Source organism: Parahaemophilus parainfluenzae, from assembly GCF_001053575.1.
In the GTDB taxonomy this organism is placed as follows: Bacteria; Pseudomonadota; Gammaproteobacteria; order Enterobacterales; family Pasteurellaceae; genus Haemophilus_D; species Haemophilus_D parainfluenzae_S.
On the sequence record NZ_JVSL01000013.1, the window covers coordinates 13327 to 33352 of the forward strand.

17 protein-coding genes are annotated in these 20026 nt (G+C 38.4%); 7 read left to right on the forward strand and 10 right to left on the reverse strand.

Annotated features, from left to right (window positions below):
* Positions 1-22: 22 nt before the first annotated feature.
* Positions 23-703, reverse strand: a complete 681-nt coding sequence (locus AC979_RS01835) for a TIGR00153 family protein (protein WP_049372644.1) — start codon at positions 701-703, stop codon at positions 23-25.
* A 138-nt stretch (positions 704-841) separates the two neighbouring features.
* On the opposite strand from AC979_RS01835, the gene AC979_RS01840 reads away from it, so the two are divergent.
* The 6 genes from AC979_RS01840 to AC979_RS01865 all read left to right on the forward strand — a co-directional run bounded on the left by AC979_RS01840 (position 842) and on the right by AC979_RS01865 (position 8681).
* Positions 842-1864: an inorganic triphosphatase gene (locus tag AC979_RS01840; RefSeq protein WP_049372645.1), complete on the forward strand. Its 1023-nt coding sequence runs from the start codon at positions 842-844 to the stop codon at positions 1862-1864.
* 26 nt (positions 1865-1890) lie between these two features.
* Positions 1891-3270, forward strand: a complete 1380-nt coding sequence (radA, locus tag AC979_RS01845; protein WP_049372646.1) for a DNA repair protein RadA — start codon at positions 1891-1893, stop codon at positions 3268-3270.
* Positions 3271-3352: 82 nt separating this feature from the next.
* Positions 3353-3832, forward strand: coding sequence for a leucine-responsive transcriptional regulator Lrp (lrp, locus tag AC979_RS01850; protein ID WP_005695827.1), 480 nt, complete (start codon positions 3353-3355; stop codon positions 3830-3832).
* 2 nt (positions 3833-3834) lie between these two features.
* Complete coding sequence (locus AC979_RS01855; RefSeq protein WP_049372647.1) at positions 3835-6624, forward strand: DNA translocase FtsK; 2790 nt, start codon at positions 3835-3837, stop codon at positions 6622-6624.
* 36 nt (positions 6625-6660) lie between these two features.
* A complete protein-coding gene (gene lolA / locus AC979_RS01860; RefSeq protein ID WP_049365952.1) occupies positions 6661-7287 on the forward strand; it encodes an outer membrane lipoprotein chaperone LolA in 627 nt (208 codons plus the stop codon).
* Between the two features lie 53 nt (positions 7288-7340).
* Positions 7341-8681, forward strand: a complete 1341-nt coding sequence (locus tag AC979_RS01865; protein ID WP_049372648.1) for a replication-associated recombination protein A — start codon at positions 7341-7343, stop codon at positions 8679-8681.
* A 74-nt stretch (positions 8682-8755) separates the two neighbouring features.
* On the opposite strand, the gene AC979_RS01870 is transcribed toward AC979_RS01865, so the two are convergent.
* The 4 genes from AC979_RS01870 to potA all read right to left on the reverse strand — a co-directional run bounded on the left by AC979_RS01870 (position 8756) and on the right by potA (position 12704).
* A complete protein-coding gene (locus AC979_RS01870; protein WP_049368976.1) occupies positions 8756-9838 on the reverse strand; it encodes an extracellular solute-binding protein in 1083 nt (360 codons plus the stop codon).
* A 133-nt stretch (positions 9839-9971) separates the two neighbouring features.
* On the reverse strand, positions 9972-10742 hold the full coding sequence (gene potC, locus AC979_RS01875) for a spermidine/putrescine ABC transporter permease PotC (RefSeq protein WP_005695832.1): 771 nt from the start codon (positions 10740-10742) through the stop codon (positions 9972-9974).
* A complete protein-coding gene (gene potB, locus AC979_RS01880) occupies positions 10742-11602 on the reverse strand; it encodes a spermidine/putrescine ABC transporter permease PotB (protein ID WP_049372649.1) in 861 nt (286 codons plus the stop codon). The genes potC and potB overlap by 1 nt, the downstream gene beginning before the upstream one ends.
* Complete coding sequence (potA, locus tag AC979_RS01885) at positions 11586-12704, reverse strand: spermidine/putrescine ABC transporter ATP-binding protein PotA (protein ID WP_049372650.1); 1119 nt, start codon at positions 12702-12704, stop codon at positions 11586-11588. The genes potB and potA overlap by 17 nt, the downstream gene beginning before the upstream one ends.
* A 275-nt stretch (positions 12705-12979) precedes the next feature.
* Between potA and pepT the strand changes: the two genes are divergently transcribed.
* Positions 12980-14215, forward strand: coding sequence for a peptidase T (pepT, locus tag AC979_RS01890; protein WP_049372651.1), 1236 nt, complete (start codon positions 12980-12982; stop codon positions 14213-14215).
* Between the two features lie 165 nt (positions 14216-14380).
* Here pepT and AC979_RS01895 read toward each other — a convergent pair whose 3' ends face one another.
* The 5 genes from AC979_RS01895 to proQ form a co-directional block, all read right to left on the reverse strand.
* Positions 14381-15010, reverse strand: a complete 630-nt coding sequence (locus AC979_RS01895) for an MBL fold metallo-hydrolase (RefSeq protein WP_049372652.1) — start codon at positions 15008-15010, stop codon at positions 14381-14383.
* 64 nt (positions 15011-15074) lie between these two features.
* Positions 15075-15635 carry a YcbK family protein gene (locus tag AC979_RS01900; RefSeq protein ID WP_049372653.1) on the reverse strand — a complete coding sequence of 187 codons (561 nt, stop codon included), beginning with the start codon at positions 15633-15635 and terminating at the stop codon, positions 15075-15077.
* 75 nt (positions 15636-15710) lie between these two features.
* Positions 15711-17180 (reverse strand): L,D-transpeptidase family protein, encoded by a 1470-nt coding sequence (locus tag AC979_RS01905; RefSeq protein WP_049372674.1) that lies wholly within the window; start codon positions 17178-17180, stop codon positions 15711-15713.
* Positions 17181-17260: 80 nt separating this feature from the next.
* A complete protein-coding gene (gene prc, locus AC979_RS01910; protein WP_049372654.1) occupies positions 17261-19330 on the reverse strand; it encodes a carboxy terminal-processing peptidase in 2070 nt (689 codons plus the stop codon).
* A 28-nt stretch (positions 19331-19358) separates the two neighbouring features.
* On the reverse strand, positions 19359-20006 hold the full coding sequence (gene proQ / locus AC979_RS01915; protein WP_049372655.1) for an RNA chaperone ProQ: 648 nt from the start codon (positions 20004-20006) through the stop codon (positions 19359-19361).
* Positions 20007-20026 lie beyond the last annotated feature (20 nt).

A 20026-nucleotide genomic window follows, 5' to 3' on the forward strand; every position in this document is an offset into this window, starting at 1 on the left:
GTTGTAGTTAATGTCGTCAGAATTAGGAACGGGCTAGCATTAATTCAATGCGAGATCCAACACGTTGAGCTTGATCGGCTAATACGCCTACCCATTCGATGATTTTATATAAGAACATCACATCAATAGGGTTATAACGACTTTCAATCGTGTAGAGCATTTTACGCAATTTAATTTGCATTTGATCCGTATCATCTTCAATGCTGTCTAGCTCTTGAATCATATGGTTCACTAACTTTAATTCACGGCCTTTAAAACCGGTTTCAAGTAGTTTATCCATTTCTTCAATCACTAAATGAGCTTGATGAATAGAATCTAAACTACGTTGAACATAATGCAAAAATTCTTCCTGCATTTCTTCAGGAATACCAAACTGGCGACCAATCATACGACCCGCAATATCTTTAGCATAGTTAGCTAATTTGTCTTGTTGGGTGACTAACTCAAGTAAATCGGTACGATCAATAGGTAAAAATAAACCGCGAGGCAATTTCAAACGGATTTCGCGTTTTAAACTATCTGCTTCACGTTCACATTGAGAAATATCTAGACGTGTTTTTTCTGCATCATCCCATTGTTTTACAAAGGTATGTTGGAAGAATGGAATTAATAAATCACAACATTCAGTCACTTTGTCAGAATGTTTCTGCAGTGGTTTTAAAGGAGAATGGGCAAATAATCCGAGAATATTATTCATTGCCATAGGTGTTTTACTCCATAACAAGGGTTAAAATTTCGGTTGCATATTACCTGATTTTATAAGGAAATACACGAAAAAGATCTTGATTTGTATAAAAATATCTGTATATTTAAACAGTTAAAAATAATAAGGAAAAATAAAATGAGTAATGAAGTTGAATTAAAGCTTGCAGTTACCTCTGATGCTTTCGATACCCTAAAAACACATCTCAATCAATTCAATATCTTAGAACAAAATACAGTCTTTCTGGGAAATGCCTATTTCGATTATCCCGACCATTTTTTGGCTAAACAAAAAATGGGATTGCGTATCCGTCGAGAAAATAATGATTTCACACTTACCTTAAAAACTGACGGAAAAGTGGTTGGCGGATTGCATAGTCGTCCAGAATATAATTTATCTATACCTGATGATTCAGTACCCACAACGGAACAATTAACCTCATTGTATCCATTTGAAAACTTACCTTCCGCTACATTACAACCGATTTTCTCAACAGATTTTAACCGCACTTTTTGGTTGATTGCGTTTGGCGCATCAAAAATTGAAGTGGCCTTCGATCAAGGGCAAATTTTATCAGGGGAAAAAACACAGCCTATTTGTGAAATTGAATTCGAATTAAAAGAAGGGTTCGTTTCAGATCTTTTCCATTTTGTCTCACTTTTACCTTTTGAACAGGATATTTATTTTAGTTCAGCAAGCAAAGCAAAACGCGGCTATCAATTAGACAGCAAACCACTTCTGATTGATTGGTTAAATAAATGGCGTGATTTCTTAAAAGAGGAACGAGAGGGAAGTGCGGTTGATTCTCGTGAACAATTAAGTGCAGTCATGAAAATGGAGCAGCAATTAATTGAAGAAACGCTTTCATTCCCAACGGATGTGTTTGCTTTCGATTTTATGAAAACCGTTGAACGTGTCGGCGCATTTTTCAATCTTTATCATTATTATGATGACAACAAAGCTTTGTTTGAAAAACTGGACGAAAATCGATCAGCTGAGTTATTAGCAAGTAATCAATTTTTCCTTAATGAAATAAAAGGATTAATTACCTTTCATAGTGAAACAAAAGATAATGTTCAAACTATTGATAAGTTAAAAGCGTTGTTAAAGAGCCGTGCGTATTTTGAAAGAATGCTTGGCTTAATGATGTTGATGGCGTAAAACGGGTTCTCTAAGGGATAATAAAAATGGCAAAAGCTCCTAAAACCGCTTATGTATGTAATGATTGTGGTGCTGAATTTTCGCGCTGGCAAGGGCAATGTTCAGCCTGTAAAGCCTGGAATACCATTAGTGAAGTGCGGTTAATTTCAGCCTCAAATTCCACAAAAAATGATCGTTTTAGTGGTTATGCAGGAGAAACTCGCGCAAAAATCCAAACGCTTTCTGAAATTAGCTTACAAGAAACACCGCGTTTCACCAGTGGATTTAAAGAATTAGATCGCGTGTTAGGTGGCGGGATCGTGCCAGGGAGTGCGATTTTAATTGGTGGGCATCCTGGTGCGGGGAAAAGTACCTTATTACTTCAAGTGATGTGTGGATTAGCAAAAAATATGACCGCACTTTATGTAACAGGGGAAGAGTCGCTTCAACAAGTGGCTATGCGAGCTAATCGCTTAAATCTGCCGACAGATAAATTAAATATGTTATCTGAAACCTCAGTTGAGCAAATTTGTAATCTGGCGGATCAGTTGAAACCTCAAATTATTGTGGTGGATTCGATCCAGGTTATGCACCTTTCAGATATTCAATCCTCTCCAGGAAGTGTGGCTCAAGTGCGTGAATGTGCCTCTTTCCTGACTCGTTATGCGAAAACCCGACAAGTTGCCATCATTATGGTTGGGCATGTCACCAAAGACGGCACCCTTGCGGGTCCGAAAGTATTGGAGCATGCTATTGACTGTTCATTATTGCTAGAAGGGGAGGCAGATTCCCGTTTCCGTACATTGCGTAGCCATAAAAACCGTTTTGGCGCAGTGAATGAGCTAGGGGTATTTGGTATGACAGAGCAAGGCTTGCGTGAGGTGAAAAATCCATCGGCAATTTTCTTAAGCCGTGGTGATGAACAAACGCCTGGTAGCTCGGTAATGGTTCTTTGGGAAGGAACGCGTCCGCTTTTAGTTGAAATTCAAGCGTTGGTGGATCATTCCATGCTTGCAAATCCGCGCCGTGTGGCAGTGGGGTTAGAGCAAAATCGTTTAGCTTTATTGCTTGCAGTATTACATCGTCATGGTGGACTACAAATGTCGGATCAAGATGTTTTTGTGAATGTCGTTGGCGGTGTAAAAGTCGGGGAAACTGGAGCAGATCTTGCGTTATTGCTCGCATTAATTTCGAGTTTCCGTAATCGACCGTTACCACAAGATTTAGTTGTCTTTGGTGAAGTAGGGTTAGCGGGTGAAATTCGCCCGGTGACCAGTGGTCAAGAACGTATTAGTGAAGCGGCAAAACATGGCTTTAAACGTGCGATTGTGCCTTTCTCCAATAAACCCAAAAGTGCGGTCGAAAATATGGAAGTTTTTACGGTGAAAAAACTCTCTGATGCACTTGCCATTTTGGATAATTTCTAAAAAAACGTTGTCCTATTGTTGTCTGATTACTGAAAGTTTTTGATAAATTAGATAGAATATGCGCCGTACATAAGGAAAGGTTATGGAAAAGAAATTAAATAAAGCGTTGGATAGCATTGATATCAAAATCTTAAATGAATTACAACGCAACGGTAAAATCTCTAATATCGATTTATCAAAGAAAGTGGGGTTATCGCCAACGCCTTGTTTAGAAAGGGTAAAACGCCTAGAGAAACAAGGTGTGATTATGGGCTATCGTGCACTACTAAATCCTGAATTACTGGATGCCCCTTTATTGGTGATCGTTGAAATCACGCTTGTGCGTGGTAAACCGGATGTTTTCGAAGAGTTTAATGCTGCGATTCAAGCGCTTGATGAAATTCTCGAATGTCATTTGGTATCAGGTGATTTCGATTATTTACTCAAAACACGTGTAGCAGATATGGCGGCATATCGAAAATTATTAGGTACCACATTATTGCGCTTACCCGGTGTGAATGACACCCGAACTTATGTCGTCATGGAAGAAGTAAAACAAACTAATTATCTCGTACTAAAATAAAAATGATTAAACGAATTACAAAACGATTTACACCGAAACAATATTTAGCAGAATTATTACTCGGATTGACCGCACTTTTAGGTTTATATTTAATCGTGGCATGGTCAAGCTATACGCCATTAGATAACTCTTGGTCGACGGCAAGTTTTCAAACTGAAACCATTAATAAAGCCGGCGCTTTTGGTGCTTGGTTAATTGATGCGTTTTTTGTTTTTCTCGGCTATGTAGGTCATCTCATTCCGTTTGTCATTTTCATCGTACCAATTTATTTACTGAAAACCAAAGCGGTTCATTCTCTCTCGGCAACTCGCATTGCATTACGTTCCTTTGGCTTTATTGCTCTCATCGTTGGTTTAACCATGATGGCCACATTGTTGCTTTCAAATACGAACTACTATTTAGCTGGCGGTGTGTTTGGTGGCAGCTTAGTAGTGAACTTATATCCTACGCTTGGCAAGTTTGGCTGTATTTTAGTCGGCTTTATCTGTGCGGTAGTGGGCTTTATTTTCTGTTCTGGTGCATCATTAATTCGTTTAATTGTGAAATTCTACCATTGGCTAACCATGAAAAATCACCCTGCAGAAGAGGAGCATGCAGAGCATACTTCTGTAGATGATCTTGAACAAATTGTGATTGAGGCACCTCAACAACTCGCTTTTTCTGATTCTCAATTGGAAACAGAATCAGCAGAAGATAAAAAAGAGGATGAGTCTGAAAATACCTTTGTTAAGCCTGAGCAGCTAATTAATATCAGTGGTTTATCCTCACCGAGTGCTTCAGAGCATGCAGATGTTGAAAAATTAGAGGATAAGTTTAAAGGCTTCACGGTTGAATCTGACAATTTACCGAATGTGTCTATTTCTGCGGTTTCTTCTGTTGAATTACCGACAAAAGAAGATTTTTCAGCAACATGGAAAAATCCGCAAGTGAATCATCAAAGTGTGGATGAATCAGATGACATTTTTGAAGAAAATGTGATGCCAAAAGTGTCGCTTAAAACACCTGAAAATACGACCGCACTTTATCCAACTTATGATGAACCTTTAGAATCAGAAAATGATGGTTTAGAAGATGAATTAGCGCGTCAGTTTGCCGCACAAGAGCAAGCGCGTTTACAAGAAATGGAAGTACGTGCAAAAGCTGCAAATGCTGAAGATGCACTAAAAGTGATCTTAAATGAACCGGCAGTTTCAGCACCTAAAGCGCGTGAAATTCATATTGAGAATGCAACTGAAACAACATATAAGCCGTATTCTGATACGCTTGTTCACCCAGCATTCCAACAACCAACGAATAAACGTGAAAAACCAACGACACCATTACCAAGTTTAGATTTACTTGAGCATCGTCCTACACAGGCTCAAGATATTACGCGTGAAGAAATTTTAGACACATCCGCACGTATAGAACAACAATTAAAGAATTTTAATGTCAAAGCAACGGTACAAGATGTGTTAGTTGGCCCAGTGGTGACTCGCTATGAACTTGAATTACAGCCGGGTGTAAAAGCATCAAAAGTAACCAGTATTGATACCGATTTAGCTCGTGCGTTGATGTTCCGCGCGATTCGTGTAGCAGAAGTGATTCCAGGCAAACCTTATATTGGTATTGAAACACCGAATGCTCACCGCCAAATGGTGCCATTGCGTGATGTGCTCGATAGTAATGAATTCCGTTCCTCAACATCATTGCTTTCAATGGCTTTAGGTAAAGATATCAGCGGAAAACCCGTTGTGGTTGATTTGGCTAAAATGCCTCACTTGCTTGTGGCAGGTTCGACAGGCTCAGGTAAGTCTGTTGGGGTGAATACCATGATTTTAAGCTTGCTTTTCCGTGTAACACCGGATCAAGTGAAATTTATTATGATAGACCCGAAAGTGGTTGAGCTTTCTATTTATAACGATATCCCACACTTACTTACTCCAGTAGTGACGGATATGAAGAAAGCGGCAAATGCACTGCGTTGGTGCGTAGAAGAAATGGAACGCCGCTATCAATTATTATCCGCCTTACGTGTGCGTAACATTGAAGGCTATAACGAAAAAATTGAAGAATATGAAAAACTCAATATGCCAATTCCAAACCCAATTTGGAAGCCTGGCGATACAATGGATAAGATGCCGCCTCCATTAGAAAAATTGAGTTATATTGTCGTGATCGTCGACGAGTTTGCGGACTTAATGATGGTTGCGGGTAAACAAATTGAAGAGTTGATCGCGCGCTTAGCACAAAAAGCTCGTGCAATTGGTATTCACTTGATTTTAGCCACACAACGGCCATCAGTAGATGTGATTACAGGTTTGATTAAGGCTAACATTCCAAGCCGTATCGCCTTTACTGTAGCAAGTAAAATTGACTCTAGAACGATTCTGGATCAGGGCGGTGCTGAAGCTTTATTGGGCCGTGGTGACATGTTATATTCAGGTCAAGGTTCTTCTGATCTCGTTCGGGTACATGGCGCCTTCATGAGTGATGACGAAGTGGCACGTGTGGCTGATGATTGGCGTGCACGTGGTAAACCAAATTATATTGATGGCATTTTAGATGGCGCGGATGATGAAGACTCAGGTGAAAAATCAACTGCAAGTAGTGGCGATCTTGATGCATTATTTGATGACGTCGTTGAGTTTGTCTTAAGCACAGGCAATACATCGACTTCTTATGTTCAACGTAAATTTAGTGTTGGGTTTAACCGAGCAGCTCGGATTATGGATCAGCTTGAAGAACAAGGTATTTTAGGCCCAATGAAAAATGGAAAACGAGAAATTTTAGCTCGACGTTCCGAATATTAATTCTCTTAAGTTTCACTTTACAAAAAGGAAAGTAGAATGAAAAAAACATTATTAAAAATGACCGCACTTACTGCACTGTTGAGTGCGAGTAGTTTTGCTTTTGCGGATGCGGCAGATGAGCTGCAAAATCGCTTAAATCAAGTGACAGTATTGAGTGCTGATTTTGCTCAAACTGTGACCTCTGTTGGCGGTAAAAACGTCCAACAAGGAAGTGGAAAACTTCAAATTAAACGCCCAAATCTCTTCCGTATGGATACCAAATCACCGCAAGAAACACAAATTATTGCAGATGGTAAAACCCTTTGGTATTACGATCCATTCGTGCAACAAGTTACCGCTCAATGGGTAAAGGATGCTGTCAATAATACACCTTTCGTACTTTTAACCAGTAACGATAAAAGCCACTGGAATCAATATTCAGTGACACAGAATGCGGATACCTTTGTGTTAAAACCAAAGGCAAAAAATAGCAATATTAAACAATTTGATATTCGTGTCGATGCAAATGGTGTGTTAAAAAATTTCAGCACTACAGAAAAAGATGGTCAAACCAATCTTTATGTCTTGCGCAACATTACAAACCAAACCTTAGCTGATAGCTTATTCCAATTTAGCGTACCGAAAGGTGTAGAATTGGATGATCAACGTAAAGGTAAAAAATAATCCATAAGGTGTGAATGATAATCTTCACACCTTTTGCTTATTAAGGAAAGAATATGTCTAATCTTAATTTTGATTTTGCTGAAAATGACTTTCGACCTTTAGCTGCCCGTATGCGTCCAACTAATTTGGAGCAATATTATGGGCAGACGCATTTAATTGGGGAAGGAAAGCCGCTTCGTAAAGCAATTCAAGCTGGGCATGTTCATTCTATGATTCTGTGGGGACCGCCGGGTACAGGTAAAACAACACTGGCGGAAATTATTGCTCATCGTATCAATGCAGAAGTTGAACGAATTTCAGCGGTAACAAGCGGCGTGAAAGAAATTCGAGAATCAATTGAGCGAGCTAAACAAAATCGACTTGCAGATCGCCAAACGATTTTATTTGTGGACGAAGTGCATCGTTTTAACAAAAGCCAACAAGATGCGTTTTTGCCACATATTGAAGATGGTACGATTATTTTTATTGGTGCGACAACAGAAAATCCTTCCTTTGAATTAAATAATGCCTTACTTTCTCGTGCGAGAGTTTATCTCCTTAAGTCATTGACAGTTGCTGAAATCGAACAAGTTCTACAACAGGCGATTTCTGATCCTGAACGAGGATTAGGTAAAGAGCGGTTAGTTTTAGAAGAGAATTTACTACAAGTATTAGCCGAATATGTGAATGGTGATGCTCGCCTGGCTTTAAACTGCCTTGAATTGATGGTGGATATGGCTCCTGAAACAGAAAACGGTAAAAAATTAGACCGCACTTTGTTGAAAGAAGTATTAGGTGAACGACAAGCGCGTTTTGATAAGCAAGGTGATCGCTTCTATGATTTGATTTCTGCTTTACATAAATCCATTCGTGGCTCAGCAGCCGATGCTGCACTTTATTGGTATGCACGAATTATTACCGCAGGTGGCGATCCTCTTTATGTTGCAAGACGTTTATTAGCAATTGCTTCGGAAGATGTGGGCAATGCTGATCCAAGAGCAATGCAAGTAGCTCTCGCAGCTTGGGATTGTTTTACGAGAGTGGGCGCCTATGAAGGAGAACGGGCCATTGCGCAAGCCATTATTTATTTAGCGGTAGCACCGAAGAGTAATGCGGTTTACAACGCATTTAATGCAGCCAAACAGCATGCAAAAGATTTTCCTGATTTTGATGTACCGCCTCATTTACGTAATGCGCCAACGGCTTTAATGAAAGAATTAGGCTATGGTGCTGAATATCGTTATGCACATGATGAGCCAAATGCTTATGCCGCAGGAGAAAATTACTTTCCACCGGAACTGAAAGATACCCAGTATTATTTCCCAACTAATCGAGGGATGGAAATTCAAATTAAAGAAAAACTTGAACGTTTACAAGAGCAAGATAAAAACGCATCAAAAAAACGCTATAAATAGTTTCTTCGAAAATGGTAAATATAAAAAAGTGCGGTCAAATTTGACCGCACTTTTTGTTATCACTTAAAAGCACATTATTTTGCTGCTTTTAACTCTTGGTAATACTGTTCATAGTATTGGATTGCATCACCTACATCATCTTGCCAGTAGCTTTTTTGAAGAATTTCTGCTGGTGGATAAATAGATGGATCTTCTGTAATTTCTTTTGGAAGGACTTTTTTCGCTTCAAGGTTAGCTGTTGGGTAACCGATCGCTAAAGTCAATTTCTCCGCTGCTTTTGCACCTAATAAGTAGTTAATTAACTTGTGTGCACCATCTGGGTTTTTAGAAGTTTTAGGAATCGCTAAAGTATCAACCCAAAGAACAGGACCTTCTTTTGGGAACACCATATTTAATGGAGCTTGTTCTTTTTTCGCGATACGTACAGAACCATTCCATAACTGACCTAATTCTACTTCACCAGAGATGAAAGAGTTTGCCGGGTTATCAGAATTGAAAGAAAGTACGTTTGGACGTAATTTCAATAACTCTTCATAAGCTTGCTTGATAATTGCTGGATCTTTGGTGTTTGGATCTTGACCAATTTTTAATAACGCAATATTGAATACTTCACGCGCATCATCCAATAATTGGATTTTGTTTGCATATTCAGGTTTCCAGAAATCGCCCCAAGAAGTGAAGTCAGAACCTTTATAGGTATTGGTATTAAATGCAATACCTGGCGCACCTAACAACTGAGGAAGCGAGTATTTATTGCCTTTGTCATAAGGTTTGTTGAGCCAATCAGGGTCTAATTCTTTGATAACAGGTAATTTACTGTGATCTAATTCTTGTAACATACCTTCGCGTGCCATTTTAGATACGAAGTAGTTAGATGGTGCAATAACATCATAACCGCCTGCATCACCTTGGGTTTTCATTTTGGCATACATCGTCTCATTAGATTCAAGACTTGCTACGATAACTTTGATACCAGTTTCTTTTGTGAAGTCATCTAAAAGACCATCTGGTACATATTCAGTCCAAGTATATAAGTACACAGTATCATTTGCTGGAGTCTGTGCTTTTGTTGCATCAGACTTGGCTTCTTTGTCGTTACAAGCAGTTAATGTAGCGGCAACTAAACCGGCAGTAAGCAAACCTGCAAATTTTTTCATTTTTCTTTGTTCTCCGTAAAAGAGGGGTAAAAAACCACCTGCATTAATGCAGGTATAAAAAACGCCTTGATTGTGCGTCAAGGCGTATTTTATTTGATCTTAAAAGATTTGTGAAACCTTTTTATATCAATGTTTAATGATTATTTTTGCGTGTAACTAATTGACTTAAAATGACTAATCCTAATGAAAGCACAATCATAATCGTTGCTAACGCGTTTACTTCTGGTGTTACCCCTGTTTTAACAAGAGAGAAGATACGCAATGGTAGGATTTCATAGCTTACACCACTTACGAAAGAGGATACAACAACATCATCTAATGAAATAGTAAAGCTTAATAACCAACCTGATACCACTGCAGGTAAAGCAAGTGGTAGGATAATTTTACGCAAAATAGTGACTTCGCTAGCACCTAAATCTTTCGCTGCTTCAAGCATTCTTGCATCAAAGCCATTTAAGCGAGAGAAAATCGTTACGGTAACATAAGGTAAACAGAACGTTACGTGTGCCAATAATAATGACCAGAAACCAAGCGAAATCCCTACAACCATGAATAAGGCAAGTAGAGAAACCGCCATTACGATATCTGGTGACATCATGACGATAAATAACATACCACTTACTGCTTGTTTACCACGGAAACGATAGCGATAAAGTGCAATCGCAGTTAAGCCACCCACAATAGTTGCTAACGTTGCAGCAAAGAAAGCAATAGTGACAGAGTGGAACGCCGCTTGGATTAAGGTATCGTTATTAAATAAACGCTCATACCAGTTCCAACTAAAGCCTTTCCAACTTAAACCATAACGGTCCTCGTTAAAGGAGTTAGTCACCAAAATAATAATTGGGATATACAAATAAGCGTATACCACAAACATAAAAATATTACGTAGTAAACGACTCATTATTCTAACTCCACTTTCTTATTCAACAATTTATTTGCACGATAGTGAACGAAAATCAATAACGCCATTAAGATGGTTAAGCCGATACTGATTGCTGAACCGAATGGCCAGTTACGGGAAATTAAGAATTCACTCTTAATCACGTTACCGACTAATAATACTTTCGCGCCACCAAGTAAGTCAGCTACGTAGAACATACCCATTGCTGGTAGTAATACTAATAGACAACCTGCTACGATACCTGGCATGGTTAATGGCAAAATCACACGGAAGAAACGTTGAACCGCATTCGCGCCTAAATCTCTTGCCGCTTCTAATAAGCGTCCATCTAATTTTTCAATAGCAGAGTAGAGCGGTAGAATCATAAATGGTAAAAGGAGATACACTAAACCAATGATTACAGCTACTTCGGTATTTAAAATACGAATAGGCTCACTCAAAATGCCCATATCCATTAACATGGTATTCAACACACCTTTCACACCAAGGAATACTTTCATCCCATAGATACGAATCAGTGAATTTGTCCAGAATGGCAATACCACGAGGAATAACAAAAATGGGCGATATTTTGGATTAATTTTGCTGACCATAAAGGCAAATGGATAGCCAATGAGTAAACAAATAATCGTCGCAATGCCAGACATATACAATGAATTCCACACAACCTGTGCATAAAGCGGATTAAACAGGTTAGTGTAGTTATCTAAAGTAAATGGCAAAGCATAAAAGTCACTACCATCTCGGGTTAAAAAACTTACGGTTAATACTAATAAGTTTGGAATTAGCACAAAGAAGATTAACCAACTGAAGATAATTGCAACAGTAATTTTCTGGAATTTATTATTGATTATCTTCATCGTTGAGTACAACCTCCCAACCTTCGTGCCATGTAATACCTACACGTTGACCAACGCTGTGATCCATATGTGGGTCATCTTCGTTAAAGAATTCACTTACTAATACGCGTTTACCGTTGTGATCAAATTCCACTGTAGACTCAAGTGTCATCCCTTTATAGGTACGATCTACAATGCGACCAATAATGGCATTTGAGTGCTCATTTTCGTCAAGCTCTTCAATCACAATATCTTCTGGGCGTAATAACACTTGTAGTTTTTGTTCTTTTTCAGCAGAGATGCTCGTGTGGATATCACATACACGACCTTCTACGTTAGCAAGTAGCTCATCGTCAGATTTACGTTCAATAACAGTAGCATCAAATACGTTAATTTCACCGATGAAGCGAGCGACGAATAAGTTGGCTGGATCTTCATAGATTTCACGTGGTGAACCATCTTGTGCAATTTTACCTTTACGCAACAAGACGATACGGTCTGACATGGTGATCGCTTCTTCTTGATCGTGAGTAACGAAAATAAAGGTAATGCCAAGTTGACGCTGTAATTGCTTAAGTTCGTTTTGCATTTGCTTACGTAACTTATAATCCAGCGCAGATAATGATTCATCCAGTAGCAACACTTTTGGTTTATTTACTACTGCACGAGCAATCGCGATACGTTGTTGCTGACCACCAGAAAGTTGAGCTGGTTTACGGTCGGCCATTTCCTCTAATTGCACCATACGCAATGCATCTAGAACACGAGGTTTAATTTCGCTCTCTGACACCTTTTGCATACGCAAACCAAAAGCCACGTTATCAAAAATAGTCATATGCGGGAATAATGCATAACTTTGGAATACAGTGTTGATATGGCGTTTTTCAGCCGGAACATTAGTAATGTCCTCACCGTCCAAAATAATATGACCTTCATCTAATTCTTCTAAACCTGCTAATAAACGTAAAACTGTCGTTTTACCACAGCCTGAAGGGCCAAGAATTGTGACGAATTCACCGTTATTAATGGTTAGATTGAAATCATTAATAATTGTGTTGGAACCATAGGATTTTTTGATAGAACGAAGCTCAATAATAGGCTTGTTTTGAACCAGATTTTCCACTAGCTTTGGTTTTCTCCCTAATTTCACCAATTTGATTGGTACTGAGTAGAAATAAACCTGCAAAAATGATGCAGGGGCGACATAAAATTGAACAGATATGATATAGCGAATTGTTAATGATGAAAAGGATTTAATCATGTTTTTAGGAAAAATTTATCTAAAATTTGACCGCACTGTTGTCAGAAAATTTTATAACTCTTCACTTTCTTGTTATATATCAAGAACTGTAACGAATTTTGGGATTAGACTAGTGCTCTATAAAGGAGAATTTAAAAATGGAAGAACATAATAACAATGAATTATTACAGCGATTTTTAACTTATGTTGCGTTCGATACGCAATCTAAATCGTCTGCAAAACATTCACCCAGTTCGCCAGGACAAATGAAATTAGCTTTGCATTTGCAGCAAGAATTAATTGAACTAGGTTTACAAGATGTTAATGTGACAAAACATGCCGTCGTCACGGCTTATTTACCCTCAAATCATCCTGATTTAACACACACTATTGGTTTTATTTCCCATCTTGATACCTCACCACAATGTAGCGGTAAAAATGTTCAACCCGAAGTGATCGAAAATTATCGGGGGGGAGATATCGCATTAGGTTTAGGGGAAGAGTTTATTAGTCCTGTTTATTATCCATTTTTACACCAGCTTATTGGCAAAACCTTGATTGTGACAGATGGAACCACTTTACTTGGTGCGGATAATAAAGCTGGAATCGCAGAAATTATGACCGCACTTTCTGTCTTACAACGGGAAAATATCCCACATTGTAATATTCGAGTAGCATTTACGCCTGACGAAGAAATTGGTTTAGGGATGCATTATTTTCCATTAGACGATTTCCCTTGTGATTGGGCATATACCATTGATGGTGGGGAAGTGGGTGAGCTCGAGTATGAGAATTTTAATGCGGCAACGGCAAAAATCACCTTTAAAGGACGGGGAATTCACCCTGGTTATGCGAAAAACAAATTAGTGAATGCGCTTACGTTAGCTTGTGAGTTTCAACAAGGTTTTCCAAAAGATGATGTTCCCGAAAAAACATCAGGAAAAGAGGGTTTTTTCCATTTAGATGATTTTAAAGGGGATATTGAGAAAGTTGAGCTACATTATCTGATTCGAGATTTTGACCAAGCTAATTTTGAGCAACGTAAAGCGTTTATTTATCAACTTGTAGAAAAATTTAATAGAGAGAAAAGCCTAAAAGACCCTGTGGAATGTGTGATTGAAGACAGTTATAAAAATATGTATGACACAGTCAAAAATGTCCCACAGGCGATTAAGCTCGCGGATGCAGCAATGAAAGCTTGCGGTATTATACCAAATCACAAACCAATACGAGGTGGAACCGATGGGGCATTTTTAGCGGAAAAAGGATTAGCTTGTCCAAATATCTTTACTGGTGGCTATAATTTCCATAGCAAACATGAATTAGTGACCCTTGAAGGGATGGAAAAAGCCGTCGAAGTGGTTATAAAAATAGCAAACTGTAAAGATTTGTAAATTAGTGTAAAGAAAAAGCTTGCATTTGTCAGAATATGTCAATATAATCGTTAGCGTTTTATCGAGATTCCTTTGATAAAGCTAAACTTTAGAGATTTTATTCATAAATTCCTTTTTGGTGCTCCTAAGAAATTAGGAGCTTTTTTTTATCCAAAATTCAGATCTTTACTTCAAAAACGGATTGCTTCGTTTTTCTTGTCCAATGGTTGTGTAAGGGCCATGTCCTGCAATAACAACCATATCATCGTTCAATGTAAATAATTTATTTTTGATTGATGAGATCAATGTGTCGAAATTTCCACGAGGGAAGTCTGTACGACCAATACTGTTTTGGAAAAGGACATCGCCAGTAAAAGCAATATTTTTTTCATGTTCAATAAAACCAATGTGGCCAGGTGTATGACCAGGAAGATGAAGAATTTCAAAGGTAAATGTACCAATTTGAATTTTTTCGCCTTCTTGATTAAACCAGCGATCAGGTGTAAATGCAGAAATATAAGGTAAGCCAAACTGCTGAGATTGCTGTGGTAGACTTTCAAAAAGGAAATGATCTTCTTCCTGTGAGCCCCAGATTTCAATGTTAAAATGATCGCGAATCGCTTCTGCCGCACCTACATGATCAAGATGACCATGCGTCAATAAGACTGCTTTTAGGTTTAATTCTAATTCCTCAATGCGTTGAATAAGCTTTTCCGCATTACCACCAGGATCGATAATTGCCGCATTTTTTTCATCATCCCAAATAAGAGAGCAATTTTGCTGAAAGGCTGTAACTGGAATAATTTCAATATTCATCTTTTTTCCTTATTGTTGATAACAAAAAACCGCACTAAAGTGCGGTCTAAAATTAAACTGTTTTTTATGCACCACGCCATTTTCTTACAGGGCCAGTATCCACGTGAATAAAATTACTATACGGGTAATATCCTACACCACCGCTATCAAGATTTTCAGCCGCTTGGCGTAATCTAGCTAAAGGCACACCAGGGATTTTAAAATCAATCGCTTGGCCTTTAATATGATAGCTGTTGCTTGCTACATCACGACTTTGTCTACGACGCATGGCATTTGTCGCAGCACTACGATAGCCACAAATCACATCAATTTGCGCAGTGCGTAAACCTAAATTACTTTGTAAATGATAAAACTTCATGAAGAGATTCGGATCCATTCTGCGTACTTGGTCTGTACGGCGATCTCTCATGAAGTAATCAAGTTTACCAAGTAATGAACGATTAAATCCAGTCGTTGCAGAGAACTCACCGCTTAATCGTTCATTGGTATTGACATTATAGAAGCTAAGAATGCGAGGTTTAGGGGTAGAGACCATCGCTAACACCGTACTCGGCATCATGCTTGCGCCTAAAACGATGCCGCCTAATGAAAGCCATTTACGACGATTTTTGTCAATATTATCCATTTTTTTAGTCTCTTTTATTACCCATCTCTCACCCTAGACAATTTTTTCTTTAAAAAGTTCTAGTGTGAACATTGTTTAAAGATATTTTTTTACAACAGCCCAGTCAATACCATTAAACGTCGCGGCATCGTCGTATTTATAAATATCCGGTAAAACTTGTGTTTGGCCGTTTTCAACCCATGCAGTCACATAATATAAGAATACAGGATCATTTGTACGAATGCTCGCAGACGTTGTTTTCTTACTTTCTAAAACGTTACGTTTTTTATCTTCTGACCAGCCAGCTTCTTGTAACAGAATAGAGGCAAGTTGATCGGATTTTTCTACGCGCACACAACCTGAGCTTAATGCACGGTCTTTTTTGCTGAATAAGCTATGATTTGGTGTATCGTGAAGATAAATCGCATCAGAGCTTGGCATATTAAATTTATAGTTACCTAATGCACTGTCGCCAGCTGCTTGACGGATACGGTACGGGAATTTATCACCAATGCTACTCCAATTAATTGAGTAAGGATCGATAGTATTACCTTTGCTATCCAAAATAGAGTAGTTGTGTGCAGCCGCATAGCCAGGGTCACGTTTTAATTTCGGTAAAATATCTTCATTGATTAAACGTGTTGGAGCATTCCAAGGTGGATTCACCACCACGTTACTCAAACGACTGTACATCACCGGTGTACGACGTTCATTTTTCCCTACAATAACGCGTGATTCTAAAATTGCTTTGCCATCACGATAATATTTCAATTGATAGCTTGGAATATTAACAAAGATTCCATTTTCAAAATCAGGAATAACGCGTAAACGTTGTGCATTAAGGGCAAGTTTTTTACCCATTGCAGAAATACCTGAAGCTGAAATCATAGATGGAAGTGCTTGTACGGTTTCACGGTATAAACGATTATGGTTAGATAATCCGTTTATAAAACCAGAAACAGCATTGTTTTTAACCGCACTTTGCCATTGGTCAATAATTTCTTGATTTGGTAATTCTGGTTTATAAGCATTCGTTGCGTATAACCAACGTTGTGCTTGTTGATTTACGTTCTTGCTGTAATACAAGTAATCAAGGAAAGCATCACTTAACAATACATCATAGGTGAGCCCGCCCGTTTTTTCAGCGTTATGTAAATTGACTAACGATTGAGCTGAACGTTTAGAAATACCAGATGCCACCATGGCTGCATATTCACGTAGGAATTGTTTCTCAGCCGCCTTGTCTTTCCACATTAGGTCATATTTATTATCGGCATATAATTTAGCCAAAATTGGTTTGAACTGTAGATTTTGTTCACCAATTTCATGCGTTAATGACATCTCTAGCATCGCCTGCTTTTCTGCGGCGAGACGAGCTTGATCTTCTTTGATTTCAGCTTCAAGTTTTGCTCGCTCTTCAGGACTTAATTTAGACATATCAACGCCTTTATTTTCGGCTTGTTGAGGTTGCCCAACTGTTTTGGCCCATTCAGCTAACGCACAACCTGACGTCATCATTGATAATGATAAGACTAATGCGCTTAATTTCATTGTTCCTTTTAACATTGCTGTACCTTTAAAAATATTCATAAAAAATAACCGCACTTCAGTTTTTTTCATCTGCTAAAGTGCGGTCAAAATAATCGTTATTTTGTTGCTTTTGCCGCTTCTTGTTTTATTTCAGCATCCACTTTTTGTTGATTCGCATTAAGTTTAACTAAATCAGCTGCCATTTTTTCCGCTTCTTTTAAGAAGAAATCAGGTGCTTCATAGTCTTTTGGCAAATCATCAATGTCTTTTAATGCTTTTTTGCCTTCACGTTTAAAACGATCATTGAGATCTTTTAAACGTCTCGCATCATCTTTATCATTTTCCGCTTTGCGCTCTTGGAAATTCAATGATAAGAATTTTCGCTCGCGACGTTCATCACGGATTTTAAGATCTTCATTTAAAGCAATAAATTCAGGATCTTTTGCAATACGCTCTAGATGTTTTTCATTTAATGCTTCAACATCTTTACGTGCTTTATTGGTTTCAGAATAAGTCGCTGGTGGAATTTTATCCCAAGGTAATGCGTTATCTTCTTTTTCTTCACCAATTTCTTTGGCATCAATAATTTCAGGGAAATTAATATCTGCAGCAACACCTTTTAATTGGGTTGAACCACCATTAATTCGATAGAATTTTTGGATAGTATATTGCAACACACCAAGTGGTGTTTGGTCTAAATCATAAACAAAGTTTAATGAGCGACTTTGTTGTACGGTACCTTTACCAAAGGTATTTTGCCCAATAATGATACCACGATTGTAATCTTGCATTGCCGCAGCAAAAATTTCAGAGGCTGATGCACTGAAACGATTAATCATTACCAACAATGGCCCTTTATATTGCTGAGCATTGTCATCATCTTCGTGTACACGAATACGTTGATACGCATCTCGTACTTGTACCACTGGACCGTCAGTGATGAATAAACCGCTTAATGCCACGGCTTCTGTTAATGCACCACCGCCATTTTCACGAAGATCCACAATTAAAGCGCCAATTTTTTTCTTCTCAGCATCTACTAATAATTTTTTCACATCATCAGTTAAGCCAATATAGAAACTTGGAATTTTAATGACACCAACAGTTTCACCCTCTACTTTAGAAACAGTGAGTTTTGCTGCTTGGTCTTCAATACGGACTTTATCGCGTACTAAAGTGACAATACGGCTTTTTCCACCTTTTGCAGGTTCAATTTCAAGACGAACTTTTGTTCCTTTTTTACCTTTGATTTTGTCAACGATATCTTCTAAACGCCAACCGATAATATCTTCGATTTCGCCTTTTTCTTGGCCCACACCAATGATTTTATCACCCGCTTGTAATTTTTTACTGCGTTCAGCTGGCGCACCAGGTACTAAAGACTTAATGCTGGTTTCATCATCTTCAGATTGTAATGTTGCACCAATCCCTTCTAAAGAAAGGTTCATGCTTTCATTAAAGCTTTTTGCAGTACGTGGCGCAAGGTAGCTTGTATGTGGGTCGATTTCTCGAGCAAAGGCATTAATATAAATTTGAACAATATCATCTGCTTTGGTTTGAGTTAATCGACGAATCGCTAAATTGTAACGTTTAGTGAGTTTTTCCTTAATTTCAGGCCATTTTTTATCTTTTAATTTCAGGCTGATTACATCATTTTTGACGCGTTCTTCCCAAAGCTTATTCGCTTCTTCTTCCGTTGTTGGGAAAGCGGCTTTTTCACGATCGATCTCAATTTGATCATTACCTTTTAAATCAGGTTCTTTATCCAATAGAGATAGAGCATAAGCATAACGCTCATAACGACGTTTCATCATCAGATCGTAAATAGCAAATGCTGCTGAAAGATCGCCCTCATTAAGTTGGTCATCTAATTTTGAGCCATATTTAGCACGTAAATCATCAATATCTGATTTTAAAAAGGTGTTATGGCTATAGTCTAAACTTTTAATATAACGATCAAAAATCTTTTCGGAAAAGGCGTCATCAAGCTGGAATTTACGATAATGTGATTGGGTTAAACGTGTCGTTGCACGCTTAGTTGCTAACTGATTTGCATCAGTTGCCGAAGGAATCGTAATATCACTTTGCTTTAATTTCGGCTGTACAGCAAATGTGTCAGACGAATGAAGAAATAACGCACCTAAAATTGCTGTCGCAATAAGACTTTTGGTTGTATGTAATTTCATTTAACCTTTCCCGATAAGAAATAAATTATTAGGCAAATAAACGATCTGCGGTGACAGTCATCACTAAACCATTTTCAAGTTCTACGCGTGCGCCATCTTTTTCCACATTTAATACGGTCGCATTTTTCGCTTGTTCAGCCACTTTCACTTTCACTTTGCTCCCTGCAGAAAGTGTTGTGAAATCAACCGCACTTAGTTTTACTTGTGGGGCTTTTGGTTTGCGAGGGGCTTGATTTGAATTTGGTTTACGAGCAGGTCGTTTTTGTTGTGCTTTTTTCGCTGCTAATTCTGCTTTGCGTTTTTCTGCAAATTTAGCTTTTGCTTCTGCTAATTGTTGCGCCGCATGAGAAACGTGTTCTGCGTCTAATACACCAGCAGGGTTGCCGTATAAATCTACACGCTCAGCTCCTTCACGGCAGCCGTGTAAATAGCGCCAGTTAGAAGTGTATTGACGTAAAGCCTGACGTAATTGAGTTTTGCTGACACGTTCATCATCTTTTAATGCTTCAGCAAGATCTTGGAAAAGACCAATTTTTAATGGTTTTGCTTCACCTTCTGCAATAAAGCAAAGCGGGAATTTTTCCACAAGATATGCAATAATCGCTTTTGTATCAGTTAATTTTTGAACGCCTTCAGCATTATTTTCAGCTTGGGCTTCAACTTGAGAATCTGTCATTTCTGCGTTTTCCTAGGATA

Bases quoted from the DNA above. Each gene is read 5' to 3' on its own strand.
- potB (WP_049372649.1), bottom strand. From the start codon at position 11,602: ATGAAGATAATCAATAATAAATTCCAGAAAATTACTGTTGCAATTATC.
- lrp (WP_005695827.1), top strand. From the start codon at position 3,353: ATGGAAAAGAAATTAAATAAAGCGTTGGATAGCATTGATATCAAAATC.
- AC979_RS01900 (WP_049372653.1), bottom strand. From the start codon at position 15,635: ATGGATAATATTGACAAAAATCGTCGTAAATGGCTTTCATTAGGCGGC.
- radA (WP_049372646.1), top strand. From the start codon at position 1,891: ATGGCAAAAGCTCCTAAAACCGCTTATGTATGTAATGATTGTGGTGCT.
- pepT (WP_049372651.1), top strand. From the start codon at position 12,980: ATGGAAGAACATAATAACAATGAATTATTACAGCGATTTTTAACTTAT.
- AC979_RS01870 (WP_049368976.1), bottom strand. From the start codon at position 9,838: ATGAAAAAATTTGCAGGTTTGCTTACTGCCGGTTTAGTTGCCGCTACA.
- AC979_RS01835 (WP_049372644.1), bottom strand. From the start codon at position 703: ATGGCAATGAATAATATTCTCGGATTATTTGCCCATTCTCCTTTAAAA.
- AC979_RS01905 (WP_049372674.1), bottom strand. From the start codon at position 17,180: ATGTTAAAAGGAACAATGAAATTAAGCGCATTAGTCTTATCATTATCA.
- AC979_RS01865 (WP_049372648.1), top strand. From the start codon at position 7,341: ATGTCTAATCTTAATTTTGATTTTGCTGAAAATGACTTTCGACCTTTA.
- potC (WP_005695832.1), bottom strand. From the start codon at position 10,742: ATGAGTCGTTTACTACGTAATATTTTTATGTTTGTGGTATACGCTTAT.
- lolA (WP_049365952.1), top strand. From the start codon at position 6,661: ATGAAAAAAACATTATTAAAAATGACCGCACTTACTGCACTGTTGAGT.
- AC979_RS01855 (WP_049372647.1), top strand. From the start codon at position 3,835: ATGATTAAACGAATTACAAAACGATTTACACCGAAACAATATTTAGCA.
- prc (WP_049372654.1), bottom strand. From the start codon at position 19,330: ATGAAATTACATACAACCAAAAGTCTTATTGCGACAGCAATTTTAGGT.
- AC979_RS01895 (WP_049372652.1), bottom strand. From the start codon at position 15,010: ATGAATATTGAAATTATTCCAGTTACAGCCTTTCAGCAAAATTGCTCT.
- AC979_RS01840 (WP_049372645.1), top strand. From the start codon at position 842: ATGAGTAATGAAGTTGAATTAAAGCTTGCAGTTACCTCTGATGCTTTC.
- proQ (WP_049372655.1), bottom strand. From the start codon at position 20,006: ATGACAGATTCTCAAGTTGAAGCCCAAGCTGAAAATAATGCTGAAGGC.